This window comes from Nocardioides sp. Kera G14, from assembly GCF_020715565.1.
Taxonomy (GTDB): domain Bacteria; phylum Actinomycetota; class Actinomycetes; order Propionibacteriales; family Nocardioidaceae; genus Nocardioides.
Genome location: NZ_CP085839.1, coordinates 437,632 through 454,140 on the forward strand (window position 1 = coordinate 437,632; position 16,509 = coordinate 454,140).

General features: G+C 70.1%; 13 protein-coding genes. 3 read left to right on the top strand and 10 right to left on the bottom strand.

What is annotated here, in order from left to right:
• Positions 1-58: 58 nt before the first annotated feature.
• Genes dapF through miaA form a run of 3 tightly spaced genes read right to left on the bottom strand, consistent with a single transcriptional unit; the run spans position 59 to position 2,492 of the window.
• A complete protein-coding gene (dapF, locus tag LH076_RS02240) occupies positions 59-904 on the bottom strand; it encodes a diaminopimelate epimerase (protein ID WP_227782378.1) in 846 nt (281 codons plus the stop codon).
• Entirely contained in the window at positions 904-1,539 is a 636-nt protein-coding gene (locus tag LH076_RS02245; protein WP_227782379.1) for a pyridoxamine 5'-phosphate oxidase family protein, read from the bottom strand. Before LH076_RS02245 ends, dapF begins: the two co-directional genes overlap by 1 nt.
• Positions 1,536-2,492 carry a tRNA (adenosine(37)-N6)-dimethylallyltransferase MiaA gene (gene miaA, locus LH076_RS02250; protein WP_227782380.1) on the bottom strand — a complete coding sequence of 319 codons (957 nt, stop codon included), beginning with the start codon at positions 2,490-2,492 and terminating at the stop codon, positions 1,536-1,538. The genes LH076_RS02245 and miaA overlap by 4 nt, the downstream gene beginning before the upstream one ends.
• Positions 2,493-2,622: 130 nt before the next feature.
• On the opposite strand from miaA, the gene LH076_RS02255 reads away from it, so the two are divergent.
• The gene (locus LH076_RS02255) at positions 2,623-3,090 is read left to right on the top strand and encodes an NUDIX domain-containing protein (RefSeq protein ID WP_227782381.1); all 468 of its coding nucleotides are present in this window, start codon (positions 2,623-2,625) and stop codon (positions 3,088-3,090) included.
• A gap of 14 nt (positions 3,091-3,104) precedes the next feature.
• Here LH076_RS02255 and LH076_RS02260 read toward each other — a convergent pair whose 3' ends face one another.
• The 3 genes from LH076_RS02260 to LH076_RS02270 all read right to left on the bottom strand — a co-directional run bounded on the left by LH076_RS02260 (position 3,105) and on the right by LH076_RS02270 (position 6,984).
• Positions 3,105-4,532, bottom strand: a complete 1,428-nt coding sequence (locus LH076_RS02260; protein ID WP_227782382.1) for a DUF1906 domain-containing protein — start codon at positions 4,530-4,532, stop codon at positions 3,105-3,107.
• A 20-nt stretch (positions 4,533-4,552) separates the two neighbouring features.
• Positions 4,553-6,136 (bottom strand): alkaline phosphatase D family protein, encoded by a 1,584-nt coding sequence (locus LH076_RS02265; RefSeq protein WP_227782383.1) that lies wholly within the window; start codon positions 6,134-6,136, stop codon positions 4,553-4,555.
• A gap of 71 nt (positions 6,137-6,207) precedes the next feature.
• Positions 6,208-6,984, bottom strand: a complete 777-nt coding sequence (locus LH076_RS02270) for an SDR family oxidoreductase (RefSeq protein ID WP_227782384.1) — start codon at positions 6,982-6,984, stop codon at positions 6,208-6,210.
• Positions 6,985-7,047: 63 nt separating this feature from the next.
• On the opposite strand from LH076_RS02270, the gene hflX reads away from it, so the two are divergent.
• Together hflX and LH076_RS02280 are read left to right on the top strand one after the other, a co-directional pair.
• Positions 7,048-8,532 carry a GTPase HflX gene (gene hflX, locus LH076_RS02275; RefSeq protein ID WP_227782385.1) on the top strand — a complete coding sequence of 495 codons (1,485 nt, stop codon included), beginning with the start codon at positions 7,048-7,050 and terminating at the stop codon, positions 8,530-8,532.
• 146 nt (positions 8,533-8,678) lie between these two features.
• The gene (locus LH076_RS02280) at positions 8,679-9,368 is read left to right on the top strand and encodes an SGNH/GDSL hydrolase family protein (protein WP_227782386.1); all 690 of its coding nucleotides are present in this window, start codon (positions 8,679-8,681) and stop codon (positions 9,366-9,368) included.
• 21 nt (positions 9,369-9,389) lie between these two features.
• On the opposite strand, the gene LH076_RS02285 is transcribed toward LH076_RS02280, so the two are convergent.
• The 4 genes from LH076_RS02285 to LH076_RS02300 all read right to left on the bottom strand — a co-directional run bounded on the left by LH076_RS02285 (position 9,390) and on the right by LH076_RS02300 (position 16,483).
• Positions 9,390-11,384 carry an ATP-dependent DNA helicase gene (locus LH076_RS02285; RefSeq protein WP_227782387.1) on the bottom strand — a complete coding sequence of 665 codons (1,995 nt, stop codon included), beginning with the start codon at positions 11,382-11,384 and terminating at the stop codon, positions 9,390-9,392.
• 82 nt (positions 11,385-11,466) lie between these two features.
• Entirely contained in the window at positions 11,467-13,194 is a 1,728-nt protein-coding gene (locus tag LH076_RS02290) for an MXAN_6640 family putative metalloprotease (protein WP_227782388.1), read from the bottom strand.
• An 8-nt stretch (positions 13,195-13,202) separates the two neighbouring features.
• Positions 13,203-14,516, bottom strand: a complete 1,314-nt coding sequence (locus LH076_RS02295; RefSeq protein WP_227782389.1) for an alkaline phosphatase family protein — start codon at positions 14,514-14,516, stop codon at positions 13,203-13,205.
• A complete protein-coding gene (locus LH076_RS02300) occupies positions 14,513-16,483 on the bottom strand; it encodes an alkaline phosphatase D family protein (protein ID WP_227782390.1) in 1,971 nt (656 codons plus the stop codon). Before LH076_RS02300 ends, LH076_RS02295 begins: the two co-directional genes overlap by 4 nt.
• Positions 16,484-16,509 lie beyond the last annotated feature (26 nt).

Here is a 16,509-nt window from a genome sequence, read left to right on the forward strand (position 1 = left end):
GGTCGGCAATGTTTCGGGCGAAAGGACGTGTGGCCGGGCCCATGGCCGACGCGGTCGGTCAGAGCGTGGTGGTGCCGGAGGCGACGATGACAGCCGGGCCCTGCAGCAGCACGCGGTCGTCCGAGGTCCACGTGATCGTCAGGCGGCCGCCGGGCACATCGACGGTGTAGGGGGTGTCCCGGGGTGCGCGGTCGGCATCGGCGGCGGCGACCATGACGGCGCAGGCACCGGTGCCGCAGGACTGCGTCTCGCCCGAGCCCCGCTCGTGGACCCGCATCTGCACGTGGCGGTCGGCGACGCGGCGTACGAACTCGATGTTGACACCGTGCGGATAGAGCTCGTGGTCGTAGTGCGGCTCGTCGAGGAGCGGGCCGACGGGACCGTGCGGATCGAGCGAGTCGACGAAGGCGACGGCGTGCGGGTTGCCCATGTCGACATGGCGCGCGGACCACGTCCAGTCACCGATGCTCACAGCGGAGGAATCGAGCAGGATCGGAGTGCCGAGGTCCGCGACGAGCTCGTCGCCGATCACCGAGACGGTCTTGATCCCGGCGCGGGTCGCGATCGGCACTGGCTGATCACGCGGCACGAGGCCGGCCTCGATGAGGTGCAGCACGAAGACCCTGACCCCGTTGCCGCACATTTCCGCGATGGAGCCGTCGGAGTTGCGGTAGTCCATGAACCACTCGGCGTGGTCCACGAGCGCGGCCTGCTCCGCGTCGATCCGGGCCATCGACTCGGTGCGGATCACGCGCAGCACGCCGTCGCCGCCGATGCCTGAACGCCTGTCACACAAGGCGATCACACGCTCGTCGGCGAGGGCGCCATGGATCGAGCCGTCATGGTCGGGCAGGATCACGAAGTCGTTCTCGGTGCCGTGGCCCTTGAGGAAGGGGTAGGCCATCAGTAGAGGCCCTTCTCGTAGGCCTCGCCGTAGTAGGCGTCGAGCTCTTCGAGGCTGGCCTCGGCCTTCTCGTACTCCTTGGCGATGACCGCCCGGCGCGGCACCTCCGGAGCGCCGTCCCAGGTCTCAGGCTTCCAGAGCCCGCTGCGCAGGAAGGCCTTCGAGCAGTGGAAGAAGATGTCCTCGATCTCGACGACCATGGCGAGCACCGGCCGTTGTCCCTTGACGATCATCTCGTCGAAGAACGGTGCGTCGGAGACGAGCCGCGCGCGGCCGTTGATCCGCAGGGTGTCCGCGCGGCCGGGGATCAGGAAGAGCAGCCCGACATGGGGGTTGGCGAGCACGTTGCGGTAGCCGTCGGCCCGGCGGTTGCCCGGGCGCTCGGCGATGGCGATCGTGCGGTCGTCGATGACGTGGACGAGCTGCCCGGCCGGGTCGCCCTTCGGCGAGGCGTCGCAGGTGCCGTCGGCATCGGCCGTCGCGAGCACGCAGAACGGCGAGGCGGCCAGCCACTGGCGGTCGACGTCCAGCAGCGCCGGGCGGCCCTTCGTGGCGGCCCGCTCGTGCGGCTCGCCGAGCAGCGCGACGAGCTCGTCGACGCTCCGCACCTCGGCCCACGTGTCGTTGAGACTCACCGGTCCAGAGTAGCGATCGCGGCCAGTGCCTTTTCGACCCGCGTGGGGTCGTCGAAGCGCACCCACACCACGCGGTGGTCCTTGCGGAACCACTGGTCCTGTCGCCGCGCGAACTGCCGCGTCTTGATGATCGTCCGCTCGATCGCCTCCTCCCGCGTGAGTACGCCGCCGAGCAGCTGTGCCACCTCCCGGTAGCCGATCGCCGTCGAGGCGGTACGTGACGCCAGGAGCCCTCGCGCCATCAGGGCTTCGACCTCCTCGACGAAGCCGGACTCGAACATCTCGCGGACCCGTTGCGTGATGCGGGTCTCGAGGGTATCGCGGTCGATGTCGACGCCGATCTGGATCGAGTGGAGGTCGACGTACTCGTTGATGGGGAGGCGGGCGGAGAAGGGCTGCCCGGTCAGCTCGATCACCTCGAGGGCACGCACGATACGGCGACCGTTGCCGGGGGTCATCGACTCGATCCGCTCGGCTCCGACGGGGTCAAGGGCCTGTAGGCGAGCCAACAGCGGCTGGTAGCCGCCCGTCTCGAGCTCGGCCTCCAGTCGTTCGCGGACCGCAGGATCGGTGCCAGGGAAGTCGAAGCGGTCGAGGATGGCACGGGTGTAGAGCGCGGAGCCCCCGACGAGCACCGGCGCCTTGCCGCGGGCGCGCAGGTCGACGATCAGGCCGCGCGCGAGCGCCTGGAAGTCGGCGACGCTGGCCTTCCGGTCGAGGTCGAGGAGGTCGAGCAGGTGGTGCGGGATGCCGCGCCTCTCGCTGACGGGCAGCTTGGCGGTGCCGATGTCCATCCCGCGGTAGACCTGCATCGCGTCGGTGTTGAGGATCTCTCCGTCGAGCGCCTCGGCGAGGTCGAGCGAGAGCCCGGTCTTCCCTGCCGCGGTGGCCCCGACGACCGCCACGATGGGGATCGGCCGTTCCGCGTCATGGCCTGCCCTCGTCCCCGTCATGACATTAGTGTTCCAAACAACCGGCTCTCCTCGGGGTGAGCCATCGACTGGAGGTCTAGGACATGGGATTCCTCGACCACGCCAAGGACGACGACATCGCCTGACCCCTGCTCTGCTTGGATGGGCCGCCGTGACACCCAATCGCTTCGTCGTCGTCCCGGCGGCCTATCTGTATCTCCTCCGCGACGCCCCTGAGGGCGGCACCGAGGTGCTGCTGCAGCGCCGCGGCCCGGGAGTGCCCTACATGGCCGACCACTGGGCCGCCGCAGCCGCCGGTCACGTCGAGCGCGGCGAGACCGCCTTCGCCGCAGCGCTCCGTGAGGCCCACGAGGAGCTCGGCCTCACCGACATCGACCTCGAGTTCGTGACGACGATGCACCGCACGCGTGGCGGTGAGGCGATCGACGAGCGGGTCGACTTCTTCTTCACCGCTCGCGCCTGGGTGGGAGAGCCCGCGATCCAGGAGCCCGACAAGGCCAGCGAGCTGGGCTGGTTCGACCTCGAGTCACTGCCGTCGCCGATGGTCCCGCACGAGGCCGCCGCACTCGCCCTCCTCGCGGTCGGGGATGTGCCGGCGTACGTCGCCCACGGCTTCTGACCGCCAGGGATGGCTCAGGTCACGAGGTAGGCGTCGACGACCGTCTTGGCGCGGCTCTGCGTGCGGAGGGTGAGCTGGCCGGAGACCGGGGAGCGCAGCGTGAGCTGGTGTGTGCCGGCGCCGCGGACGATCCCGACGACGGTCGAGCCGATCCGGACCACGACGGCGCCCCGGGCGCGGAGGACGACCGTGACGGAGGTGCCGGCGACCCGTGGGCCGCGCAGGACGGCGCCCTTCCGTGTGGCCTTGCTGCTCGTGCCGAGGTAGCCGCCGCGGGCGCGCTTCCAGCCCTTGCCCGCGTGCAGCGAGGTGTCGTCGGCGAAGCGGGCGGTGCACCGTGGCGCGGACCAGGCCGAGGCGTTGCCGGCGCGATCGGTGGCCTGGGCGGTGACGCACCAGGCCTCGCCCGGCCTGAGCGCGAAGGTCCGGGAGGAGGCGGTGGTGCGGGCAGGGGCGGACCACGCGCCGAGGACGGCGCCCGGAGCTGCATGGCGCGTGCGGACGGTGTAGGCCGCGATGCCGGAGGGGTCGTTGTGGGCCCAGCTGATCGCCGCGCGGGTGGCCTTCGTAGTAGCCGGGGGAGCGGCTGCGGCCAGCGTGGGCGCGGTGCCGTCAGGGGTGGCCAGTGTCCACACGAAGTCTTGGACCGCGTTCTCGTCAACCCTCAGGGTCTGGCCCCCGTAGCTGCGGTCGACGTCATGGGAGAACTGGTTGATCCGCCCGTTCGGCCACCTGCCCATCGACGTCGTCGAGAACGTCGTATCGGCGCTGCCGTTCCACGTCGCCTCCCAGATGACGTCGGGCTTGGGGTAACTGGCGTCCGCCGACACCGCCACGACGTCATTCATCGTGGAGCCGATCGACCCGTAGACACCGGAGTGGCGGCCGAGTTGGTGGAGGCGTGTCGTCCAGCCGGCGAGGAACGCCTGGACGGCCGCGGTGCAGGCGGAGTCGCCCGTCCTGTAGGCCTCGAGGTCGTAGATGATCGGAATGGTCGAGCTGAGGCCGAGCGCCATCGCGGACCCGGTCGCGTCGTTCGCCGCGGAGACGCCCTCGGAGTGGGCGGTCGCGGGCTCGGCGCTCATGAGATTGAACGACTTGTCCGGCTGCGGACACGGAGCCTGCAGGCCGACGTAGGTCGGCAGGACGCGCCAGCCGCCCGCCTCCACCTCGCTGACCCAGTCGTTGGACAGCTCGGTCTGATCCTTGTCGCTGCGGTTGTCGGCTGCATCCGTCACCGGGATGTAGACCGCGATGGCAGAGTACGGCGAGTTCGCCTGCCATGCCTCGATCTCCGTCAGCGGCGGGGCGGACATGGCGTCGATCATCAGGTGGTGCCCCGCTGCGGGTGTCGGCGGATCGGCAGCGAAGGCCGGAGCCGCCACAGCGGCGAGGAGGGCGAGCGCGGTGGCCGCGACCGCGAGCGGTCCGAGACGGGGCACAGAGCGGACTCTACGTCTCCTCACGCGTGGGCGGGGTCGAACGCGCGAGTCCAGAGCGCGCCGTCGCCGACGCTGTGCAGGGTCACGGTGAGCCGGCCGTCGATCGCGATCTCGACCTGGCCGATGAACTGGTTGCCGGCGGCGGGTGACATCGGCAGCAGGTCGGACGTGTTGCCCTTCGCGTAGACGACCTCCGGGCCGAAGGTGCCGTCGGGCGTCTCGGTCTCGAAGGTGCCGGCATGGATCGGTCCGGAGATGAACTCCCAGAACGGGTCGAAGTCGGTGAAGGCGGCGCGCTCGGGGGAGTAGTGGTGGGCGGCGGTGTAGTGCACGTCGGCGGTCACCCACACCACGTTCTTCACGCCGTTGGCCTTCAGGCCCGACAGCAGCCGTGCGATCTCGAGCTCCCGTCCCCGCGGCGGTCCGGGGTCGGTCTGCGCGACCGAATCCCGATCGTCGGCGTGGGAGGTCGCGACCGAGAGCGGCATGTCGGCGGCGACGACCTTCCACGTCGCGGTCGAGAGTGAGAGCTCGCGCAGCAGCCACTGCTCCTGCTCCCAGCCGAGGATCCCCCTGTCCACGCCGGGATCGGTCGACATGTCGTAGCCGTTGGCGTCGCGGTAGGACCGCATGTCGAGGCAGAAGACGTCGAGGTGCGGGCCGCGCGGGATCCTGCGGTAGATCCGGCCGTTCGGTGATGACGGGGTAGCGATCGAGGGAGCGATCGGCATGTACTCCTGCCAGGCCCGCCGCCCGCGCGCGCTCAGGACGTCGCAGCGCCGCTCCGTCGTGTAGCGGTCGTCGTCGACCACCTCGCCGGGGTACCAGTTGTTGAGCGTCTCGTGGTCGTCCCACATCGCGATCGTCGGCACCTCGGCATAGAGCGCGGCGACGTGCTGGTCCTGGAGGGCATAGCGGTGCCGACCGCGGAAGTCGGCAAGAGTCTCGGCGACCTTCGTGACCGACTCGTCGAGCACGTTCGTCCAAGAGTGCCCCCAGGCGTCGTGGGTGTGCTCCTTCATCGGCATGTCGGCGTAGATGTTGTCGCCACAGTGCAGGAAGAAGTCCGGCTTCAGCGCTCGTACGGCGGCGTAGCCGGCGAGACCTCCCCGCGACTCGTCGATGCCCCAGCCCTGGCCGCACGTGTCACCGCTCCAGACGAAGGAGGTCGGTGTCGGCACGTCGGAGGCCGTGGTGAAGCGGGTCGTCCGGGGCTGTCCCGCGGTGCCGTCCGGCTGCGCGAACCAGGTCGTGACGACGTACTCGCGGCCGGGCTGGAGGTCGGTGAGGACCAGTCGGGAGGTGAAGTCGTTGCCCGGGTTGGCCACCCCGCCGCGCAGCGAGCGCTTCCGCACCCCACCCGAGTCGACGCGGCAGTGCAGGCGCCCCACCGTGTCGCCGGAGCGTGCCCAGATCACGGCGGAGTCCGTGGTCACGTCGCCCGCGCGGACGGCGTGCGGCTGAGTGATCCGGCCGCGGACGAGGGCCGCTGCGCGCCGGTTGGTGACGTCGTCACCGACCCACCTGGCGGCGATCAGGCCCGGGCCGGCGCCGACGGCGGCGACTCCACCGGCAAGGACGGTACGACGACCGAGCAGCGTCACGCGGACAACGCAAACGCCCCCGTCCGACCGGACGGGGGCGTGCGCGTGACGTGTGGTCTAACGACCAGCGATCACTTCGGGGGCAGCCGGATGCCGCCGTCGACGCGGATGGTCTCGGCATTCATGTAGTCGTTGGTGACCAGCTCGAGCACCATCGAGGCGAGCTCGTCGGGCGTGCCGAGACGCTTCGGGAAGAGCACCGAGGAGCCGAGCTGGGCCTTGAACGCGTCGGGGTCGGGGAAGCTGTTGTAGATCGGGGTGTCGATCAGGCCGGGGGCGATGGTGTTGACCCGGATGCCGGCGCTGCTCAGGTCGCGGGCGAGCGGGAGCGTGGCGCCGACGATGCCGCCCTTGGAGAAGGAGTAGGCCACCTGGCCGATCTGGCCGTCGAACGCGGCGACGGAGGCCATGTTGACGATCGCGCCGCGACCGCCGTTGGCATCGGGCTCGTTGCGGCTCATCACCGTCGCCGCCTGACGGATCATGTCGAAGGTGCCGATCAGGTTCACGCTGATGACCGCGGTGAACTTGGCAAGAGGGAAGGCGCTCGCGATCTGGCCGTCGCGGCCGATCGTGCGGATGCCGTTGGCGATGCCGGCGGAGTTCACCAGCGCACGCAGCGGGGCGATCGACGCGGCCTGCTCCACGACCTCGGTGATCTGCTCGGTCTTCGTCACGTCCAGCTGCGCGAAGACGCCGTTGATCTCGCTGGCAAGCGCCTCACCGAGCTCGGCATTGAGGTCGGCGATGAGGACGGTCGCGCCCTTGGCGGCCAGCGCCCGGGCGCTCGCGGCCCCGATGCCGCTGGCGCCGCCGGTGACGATGGCAGTGGTGTTGGTCAGCTCCATGGGTGCACACGTTATCGATAAGGAGTGGGTGCGGTCGGTGAGGCGACGTACTCTGGAACTCTCATGACTTCCGATTTCAACCTGCAGGCAGAGCTCGAGGAGACCGACGACTGGGACATCGATCTGGTCCCGGTCGATGGCGATGATCCCGAGGACGTCGAGAACGACACCGACACGACCGTCGGTGCGATGGAGCTGGCCGAGCGGCACGCCCTACGCCGCGTCGCCAGCCTGCGCACCGAGCTCGAGGACATCACCGAGGTCGAGTACCGCCAGCTTCGACTCGAGCGCGTGGTGCTCGTCGGCGTCTGGACCTCCGGCTCGCAGAGCCAGACCGACGTCGAGAACTCCATGGCCGAGCTGGCGCTGCTCGCCGAGACGGCGGGCTCCGAGGTCCTCGAGGCGGTCTACCAGCGGCGCACAAGCCCTGACCCGGCGACGTACATCGGCCGCGGCAAGGTCGAGGCGATCCGCGAGATCGTGCAGGCGACTGGCGCCGACACCGTGATCTGCGACGGCGAGCTCGCGCCCTCCCAGCTGAGGAACCTCGAGGACAAGGTCGGGGTCAAGGTCGTCGACCGGACCGCGCTGATCCTCGACATCTTCGCCCAGCACGCCAAGAGCCGCGAGGGCCAGGCCCAGGTCGAGCTCGCGCAGCTCAACTACATGAAGCAGCGCCTGCGCGGTTGGGGTGGCAACCTCTCCCGCCAGGCCGGCGGACGCGTCGCCGGCGGCGCGGGTATCGGCTCGCGTGGTCCCGGTGAGACGAAGATCGAGAACGACCGTCGCCGGATCAACACCAAGATCGCCAAGCTTCGCCGCGACCTCGCGGAGATGAAGGGCACCCGTGACACCAAGCGCCAGGAGCGGGTCCGCCATCAGATCCCGGCCGTCGCGATCGCCGGCTACACCAACGCAGGCAAGTCCTCCCTGCTCAACCGGCTCACCGGTGCCGGCGTGCTCGTCGAGGACGCACTCTTCGCCACCTTGGATCCCACGACCCGGAGGACCCAGGCCGCTGACGGCCGGGTCTACACGATGTCCGACACCGTCGGGTTCGTCCGGCACCTGCCCCACCAGCTCGTCGAGGCGTTCCGCTCGACGTTGGAGGAGGTCGCCGACGCGGACCTCATCGTCCATGTCGTCGACGGCTCCCACGCCGATCCGGAGGGGCAGCTCGCCGCCGTGCGTGAGGTCTTCGCCGAGATCGGCGCCTCCTCGGTGCCCGAGCTGGTCGTCATCAACAAGGCAGACATCGCCGATCCCGTCGTGCTGGGCCGCCTCCAGCGCGCCGAGCCGCACTCCGTCGTCGTCTCGGCGAGGACGGGGGAGGGGATCGACGCTGCGATCCGGGCGGTCGAGGCCGACCTGCCCCGCCCGGCCGTGGAGTTCAACGCGCTGCTGCCGTACAGCCGCGGCGACCTGGTCAACAAGATCCACCAGGCCGGCGAGATCGACAACCTCGAGCACACTGCCGACGGCACCCTGATCAAGGGGCGCACGTCGGAGGAGCTCGCCGCGGAACTGGCTCCGTTCACCGTCGCCTGATCGCGTCCTGCAGATATCGGCGCACCTGCGGGCGTAGGAGGAATGTCCTCCGGCTCGGCCGCGTTGGCGTCCTCGACATGCACACTTCTCTGCGCGGTTTCCGGCGTTCTCCTGCGCTCTCGCAGACGTCCACCGATCATGGTGCGGTGCGCGCTCGACCCCGTCTCCTCAGCCTGACGCTGGCCATCGCCCTCGTCGTGGCGCTGGCAGGCGTGATGGTCGTGCGCGACCGCGCCGGAGCGGCCTCGGTGGCGAAGGCCTGCCGCCTCTTCCAGACCCAGCACGTACGTCGTCTGGCCGACGTCTCGGGCAAGGGCCGCGCCATCACCGTGATCGGCGACTCCTGGTCGGCCGGTCATAAGCTCCGCAACCTCGACGCCTCCTGGCCCTCCCGGCTTCCGGGCCGGGTGACCGTCGACGGCTTCTCCGGGTCGGGCTTCAGTCTGCGCGCCTCCGAGTGCGGCGTCAGCCGCGCCTTCTCCAACAGGACGTCGAACGCCCGCGGCGCCAGCCTGGTGATCGTGGAGGGCGGGCTCAACGACTATGACCAGTCACGCTCGGCGGTCCGCACCGGGTTCCGCCGGCTCATCGGTCGACTGGTGGTCGATGTACCGCTGGACGACATCCTGATCGTCGGGCCCGCGCCGGCCCCGCTCCGCCTCAAGGGTGCGCGCCGTGTCGACGGCTGGCTCAGCGCGCTCAGCAGTGACGCCGGCGTGCGCTACCTGTCGGCGATCCACCAGAAGCTGCCCTATCTCCCCGACCGCCTGCACCTGACGCCCGCCGGGCACCGGCAGTTCGGCGACTGGGTCGCCTCGCACCTGACGTCGGCCTGAGTCGCGCGGCTGCAGGCGCCGCTACCCGGTGCTGGCCAGGCGCTTGAGCGCGTTGCGGACGATCGCTGGATCGGTGGTCGGCCACATCGGTGGCAGGCTCGCCTTGAGGAAGGTGCCGTAGCGCGCCGTCGCGAGCCGCGGGTCGAGGATCGCGACGACGCCCCGATCCGAGGTCGTGCGGATCAGGCGGCCGGCGCCTTGGGCGAGCAGCAGCGCGGCGTGGGTGGCGGCGACCTGCATGAAGCCGTTGCCCCCGGCCTTGTCGGCAGCCTTCTGCCGCGCCGACATCAGCGGGTCGTCGGGGCGGGGAAACGGGATCCGGTCGATCAGCACGAGCTGGCAGGTGTCGCCCGGCACGTCGAGGCCCTGCCACAGCGTGAGGGTGCCGAAGAGGACGGTGTGCGGGTCGGCGACGAACTGCTGCTGCAGCTCCGCGAGCTGGGCCTCGCCCTGCGCAAGGGTCGTCAGGTGCGGCAGCCGGGACCGGACGTGCTCGGCCGCCTGCTCAGCGGCGCGGCGTGACGAGAAGAGGCCGAGCGCGCGACCGTCGGCGGCGTCGATCAGCTCCACGATCTCGGTCAGCGCCTGGGCCGAGAGCCCGTCCCGGCCCGGCTGGGGCAGCTGCTTGGCGACGTACAGGATGCCCTGCTTGCTGTAGTCGAACGGGCTGCCGACATCCAGCGCTCGCCACGGCAGCACGTCCTCGGTCCGCTCACGCTCCTCGCCGGCGGCGATCTGCTCGGCCGGCTTGAGGCCCAGGGTCGAGGCGACACCGTCGAAGGTGCCGCCGAGCTTGAGCGTGGCCGAGGTGAAGACGACCGTCTTCTCGGTCAGGAGCTTGTCGCGCAACTGGCCCCAGACCTGGAGCGGCGCGATGTAGAGCCGGAAGCCGCCGCGCTCGCCGCCGTCGCTGAGCCACAGCACGTCGGACTGGGCGCCCGCCGCCATCCGCTCCGCGATGGTGAAGACGTCCTGCACCATCCCCTTCGCCTGCTGTGCGCCGGCATCGCCGCTCTGCCCATCGTGGCCAGCGTCGCTGGACTGCTGCTTGGGGAAGGCGGAGAGCGCCGCACGTGCGGAGTCCCGGACCTGGGCGAGGGCATCGAGCAGCCCACCGGGAAGGGCGTCGATCCGGCCGACGGCCGTCTCCATCATGGCCAACTGCAGCGCGTCGGACGCGTCGGCCAGGTCGTCGGCGGCCTGGCCCTCGTTGACGTGCCGGCGGGCACGACGAGCAGCGCGCTCGACGTCGCCGGCACTGAGCTCGTCGGTGGCCGCCTGGGTCACACGCGCCACGAGCTCGTGGGCCTCGTCGATCACCACGGCGTCGTACTCCGGGATCATCGGGATGCCCTCGATCGCGTCGATCGCGAGGAGGGAGTGGTTGGTGATCACCAGGTGGGACTTCGACGCCTTGTCGCGAGCGCGCTCGGCGAAGCACTCCTCGCCGAAGGGGCACTTCGCGGCGCCGAGGCAGTCCCTTGCGCTCACGCTGATCTGGCGCCACTCACGCTCGGTGTGCCTCGGGGCGGAGTCCTTGTCGCCGTCATCCTTGGCCTCACTGGCGGCCTCGGCCCACTCGCGCAGCTCGAGCACCTTCGCGGCCATGCCGCCGACCTGGAAGTCCATCGACAGGGTGCCGTTGTCGTCCGGCACGCCCTCGCGGATGCGGTGGAGGCAGGCGTAGTTGGAGCGGCCCTTGAGCACGGCGTAGGACGTGTCGAGCTCACGTCGGTGTTTGAGGGCCTCCATCAACCGCGGCAGGTCCCGCTCGACCAGCTGGTGCTGCAGCGCGAGCGTCGCGGTGGCAACCACGACGCGGTTGTCGTGCAGGATGCTCGGCACCAGGTAGGCGAGCGACTTTCCCGTGCCGGTGCCGGCCTGGACGAGCAGGTGCTGCTCGTCGACGAGGGCACTGCCGACCGCCTCGGCCATCTGAATCTGACCCTCGCGCGTGGACCCACCGAGCCCCTCGACCGCCTCGGCCAGCAGCGTGCGGACCGGCGACTCACTCACCGGAGGAGCCTATCCCGAGGCGCCCGCGCGTGCGGGTCGCCCTCCACAGGCAGCGGCCGTCGGCGTACGTCCCTCCACCCGCTCAGGAGGAGATCGACCAGCTCTCCTTGACCTGGTCGTGGAGCGGCTGGCCGCCACAGGCATAGCCCTGACGGTCGGCCGAGCAGCCGTGGTAGCTGTGGTTGGTGTTGACCAGCGTCACGTCGACGTACGCGACCCGACGGCTGGAGAAGGCGACGCGGACGTGACCGTCACCCTTCTTGTTGAGCTTGAAGGTGCGGACGGCCTGCTGGCCGTTCTTCAAGAAGACCGTCGCCACCGCAACTGATCCCAGTCGGCGCGCCGCCATGTTGACCCGGATCGTGGCCTTGTGCCCCGCCCTGCGGATGGCCTGTGGTCGCAGGCGGACCGTCATTGAGGCGAGGTGGTCGATCCGGAACGATCCGGAGCGACGCTTGTGGCTGCGGACCGCGACGGTACGTCGTGGCGCCGCGACCGGATATGTCGAACCGCCGTGGTACGTCCGCGACGGACGGCGGTTGGCGGCGGCGTACTGCGCATAGATCGACTGCAGCTTCGAGTGGTAGACGGCCAGCGCGGACGAGATCGCCTGCATCGAGTACTGGTCGTTGCTACCACGGAGGCTGTCGGCGTACTGCCACATCTTCAACACCAGGCCGGGCAGCGGGCCGACCCGGTTGGGGATGCGTTCGGTGAGATACTCGAAGAAGATCCAGTCGCCGTACTGCATGAAGCCGCCGACGCCGTTCCACGTGTCGAGCGAGACCTGCGGGAAGCGCAGCTGTGAGTAGGGCAGGAACTGCCGGTTGTCGGGGATCGCGGGGTAGAGCTGGTGCTCGGCCCAGGTCGCGGTGGCCTCCATGAACCACGCGTCCTCGAAGGCGTCGTAGGCGAACTGCACGGCGTGGAAGTACTCGTGGGCGGCCGTCACCTTGAGGATGTCGGCCGACGTCTCGCCCGAATAGGTCGGCCGGTACTGGCCGCCGTTGGTGGAGAGGGAGAAGTCGTTGTCGAGCACGCAGAACGACGGCACGTCACCGTGCGCGGTGGCGTAGACCAACTGGCCGGAGTCGTTGAGGTCGTAGGCGCAGTAACCGTAGACACCCTGACCACCGAGGTCGGCGAGATAGATGTCGGTCTTGGTGCCGCTCGGGTCCTCGATCGCGTCGCGGCCGTACATGTTGGCGCCGTCCGTGCGCGGGCCGTCGGCCTTGGGTTTGCGGTATCCCGCCTGCTGATAGGTCGCGCTCACGTTGCCCAGGACGGGGAGGACGGTGTTCTCGGCCCAGGTCGAGTTGGCCACGTCGGCGGCGCTCCCGGTCGCGGAGGCGGACGTCGCCCAGTGGAGGCAGATGTTGGTGGCCGACGGGTGCGTCGGGTCGGTGCAGTCCGTGCGGGTGCCGACCGCTCCGTCGTCCCAGGGCCGCTGGAACTGGGCCAGTGCCGTGCCACGCTGGGCGCGACCGAGTGCGTTGATCCGCAGTGAGAGGTCGCGCAGCGCGAGCGTCGGGTCGGCACCGGTCTGCGTCTGGCGCTGCGCGGCGGCCCTGGTCTTCGGCTTGAAGATCTCGCTGACCGTCGTCAACGCGTCCTTCGCCTCGTCGCGAGCCTCGGTCGTGATCGGCACGACCGGCAGCAGCGGATCCGGCGTCGGCGTCGCCGAGGTGGGCTCCGCCGAGGTCGGCGCGGCCGGAGCCGCGGGGGTGGGGGCACTGTCTTCAGCCCAAGCAGGAGTGAAACCCGAGAGAAGAGCAGTCGCCGTCAGAACACTCAGGACCAAGCGACGCATGGGCTCGACTATAGGCGTGATGACCCGACCCATCCCTGTTGTGGAGCTGTGACTCCGAACCACGCGCCCACCGTCGGCGCCACGTCCAGGGTCGAGGCCAGCTCCGATCTCACCCGGGAGGACGCGACGGCGCCACCGGTGAGGAAGAAGGGGATCGGGCGGGTGGTCGGGTGCCCGTGGTTGCCGGGGATCGGGTTGGACGTGGCCGAGGCGCTGAAGCGCCAGCCGGCCTTGGCATAGACGACGAGGTCGCCGCACGGCCCGCCCAGGTTGAGGTCCTCAGGTGAGTGCGCCTCGAGGACACCGCCGGTCGCCAGCGCCGCCTCACGCATGGCCGCCACGGCCAGCGTGCGGCCGGCCGACGGTCCGGTCCAGTAGACGAGGTCGGCGCCGCCGTTCTCGGCGAGCGCGTAGTTGCCCTTGAGCCCCGGCACGGCGTCGAAGGCCGAGGAGAGCGAGATGACCTTGCCCGGTGCCGACCAGTCCATCGAGTGGTCGGCCAGCACGATCACCAGGGAGTCGTCCCAGTGACCCGTCGACTTGAGCGTGGCCACGAAGCTCCCGACGACCGCGTCCGTGTTGGCCAGCACCGCGCGGCGCACGACGGGGAGCGACATCCCTCCGGAGAGGAACTCGGTCAGCCCCGCGGTCAGGTCGGCGTGGCCGAAGCGGTCGATGTCGCCCAGGTTGACGAACATGAAGTGCGGGTCCTGCTGCCGGATCATCTGCAGCGCCGCCGGCATCGTGAGCGAGTCGACCTCATGCCCGGTGATGGGCAGCGCGAGCGCCGGCTCCCACTGGTACGTCGCCTCGCCGAGGAACGCGTTGTAGAGGTAGGTCTTCGACAGCACGGTGCCGGTGGTGAGACCGGCCGCGTTCAGCTGGCTGATCACCGTCGGTGCCGTCAGGTCCTGGTGACTGGCGTCCCGGGTGGTGCCCAGCGCCGAGTCGTAGATCGTGTTCGCCGGCACGCCGTTCCGGTCGGAGTGGACCCCGGTCATCATCATGACGTGGTTGGGGATCGTCTCCATGATCGGCTGCGACAGCGCCCGTGCGTAACGGACGCCCTGGTCACGGAGGCCGGTGATCGTCGGGGTGAGGCCCAGGTCCAGCTCCTCCGGACGAGTGCCGTCCAGGACCAGGACGTAGCAGCGCTTGGCCGTCGTGACCGCGGCATCGGCGGCCGACGTACCGACGGCTCCGGCCACCGCGGAGACGGCGATCCCGGCGGCGCCGGCCTTGAGCAGTGTACGTCGACCGGTCCTGATCTGCGCCAGGCCGGCTGCGAAGTCGGCCGGGTCAGAGATGTGTGAGTGACTCATGCGACCGGCCCTCCGGTCACCTTGTGAACGACGCCGGCGCCGGTGGCCACGGCCCACGACTGCCCATGTCTGACCGTGGCCGCGGGATCGGCCCGGTCACTGATGAACCACCAGTCGGTCTGGATCCGCGCCGGGGTGATGTCGACGACCATGAAGCCGTGGTTGTTGAAGTCGAGGTACTTGATGTGCGGGTTGAGCGCCTGTACCGCCGTGGCCGCCGTCTGACCGGCGGCGAGGTTGCTCGCTGAGGTCGGCTGGCCCGGGACGGCGTCCTTGATGTTGTTGGACGTGACCGACGGCCCGACGAACTCGACGCCCGCTGTCCCGCCCAGGAGCGGGTAGAGGTCGGCGTTCTCCGGCGGATGGGGCAGGTCGTTGGCCCACGAGGTGTGGATGTCGCCGGTGAGGAAGACGACGTCGCGCACGCCCTGGTCGACGATGTGGTCGAAGAGTTCGCGGCGGTCGGCGGTGTAGCCGTCCCACTGGTCGGGGTTGATCGCCGTGCTCGGGATCTGCGCCCCGGCGCCGAGGCCCTTGAGCAGTTCCTGCGTCGAGGCCGGGAGCTGCGCGACCATCAGTGGTGCGATCGTCACGGGGTTGCCGACGAGCCGCCACTGCGGCGCCGTCGGCGTGAGCCCGTCGAGCAGGAACGCCATCTGGTCGGCGCCGGTGATCGTGCGGTCCGGGTCGCCCATCGCGGTCGAGCCCATCGCCACCTGCTCGGAGCGGTAGGAGCGCAGGTCCAGCATGGTGAGCTCGGCCAGCTGGCCGAAGGTGAAGCGCCGATAGATCGTGGCTCCGTCACCCAGCGTGACGGTGTTCTCGAGCCGGACGGGCATCCACTCGTCGTACGCCTTCCGAGCCGCCGCCCTCCGGACGGTCCAGTCGCCCTCGGTGTCGGGCTGGTGGTTCTCGGCACCGCCGGACCAGGAGTCGTTGGCGACCTCGTGGTCGTCCCACGTCGCGATCATCGGGTACTTCACGTGGACCGCCGCGAGGTCGGGGTCCTGCTTGTACTGCGCGTGCCGCTGCCGGTAGTCGGCCAGCGCGACCATCTCGTGGGCCGGCACGTGCGTCCGGATGTCGGTGTCGGCATAGCCGTAGCCGTACTCACCGGGGCCGTACTCGTAGACGTAGTCGCCGAGGTGCAGGACGAGGTCGAGGTCGTCGCGCGCGGCCAGGTGGCGGTAGGCGCCGAACCAACCGGCCTGCAGGTTGGCACAGCTGACGACACCGAGACGCAGGTTGGCCGGCGTCGCCGTCGGTGTCGGGGCGGTCTTCGTCCGCCCCACCGGCGAGACCTGGGCCGTGCGCCACGTGCCTTGGTAGGCGAAGCGATAGAAGTACGTCGTCGCCGCGCTCAGTCCCGACGCGTCGAGCTTCACGGTGTGGTCGCGGTCGGTGCTCGTGGTGAAGCTGCCGCTCGCCACGACGTGACTGAAGGCGGCGTCGGTGGCGACCTGCCACAGCACGGTCGCCTCCGGGCCGTTGCCGGAGGCCGGCGTCGCGTCGGCCGTCGGCGTCACGCGGGTCCAGAGCACGACCCGGTCGCGCAGCGGGTCGCCGGAGGCCACGCCGTGTTGGAAGAACTGGTGGGTGGCCTCGGGCGCGTCCGGGTTCGCCGGCGGGACGATTGCGCTGCCGCCGCCCGTGCCGGTGCCTGATCCGCTGCCGCTGCCGCTGCCGCTGCCGCTGCCGCTGCCGATGCCGACGCCGGTCGGCTCAGCCGGCGGGTGGGCGGCGTACTTCCTGTGGAGGGCGGCGAGGTCACGCTTGTGGCCGTCGATCAGCTTCCGGAGCCGCCGCTTCGCCGCAGCCCCGTGGGTGTGCTTGAGCCGCCAGCGGTCGTAGGCGAGGTGCTCGTGCAACTGCCGGTGTCGCTTGCGGATGCGCACCGGAAGGGAGGCCTCCGGAATGTCGGAATGCCAGACGGGCTTGTACGTGCGCTTCCACCGCGCGAACGACATCACGCTCCACAAACGCCTCCGGCCCC

Bases quoted from the DNA above. Each gene is read 5' to 3' on its own strand.
- miaA (WP_227782380.1), bottom strand. From the start codon at position 2,492: ATGACGGGGACGAGGGCAGGCCATGACGCGGAACGGCCGATCCCCATC.
- LH076_RS02295 (WP_227782389.1), bottom strand. From the start codon at position 14,516: ATGAGTCACTCACACATCTCTGACCCGGCCGACTTCGCAGCCGGCCTG.
- LH076_RS02290 (WP_227782388.1), bottom strand. From the start codon at position 13,194: ATGCGTCGCTTGGTCCTGAGTGTTCTGACGGCGACTGCTCTTCTCTCG.
- dapF (WP_227782378.1), bottom strand. From the start codon at position 904: ATGGCCTACCCCTTCCTCAAGGGCCACGGCACCGAGAACGACTTCGTG.
- LH076_RS02270 (WP_227782384.1), bottom strand. From the start codon at position 6,984: ATGGAGCTGACCAACACCACTGCCATCGTCACCGGCGGCGCCAGCGGC.
- hflX (WP_227782385.1), top strand. From the start codon at position 7,048: ATGACTTCCGATTTCAACCTGCAGGCAGAGCTCGAGGAGACCGACGAC.
- LH076_RS02300 (WP_227782390.1), bottom strand. From the start codon at position 16,483: ATGTCGTTCGCGCGGTGGAAGCGCACGTACAAGCCCGTCTGGCATTCC.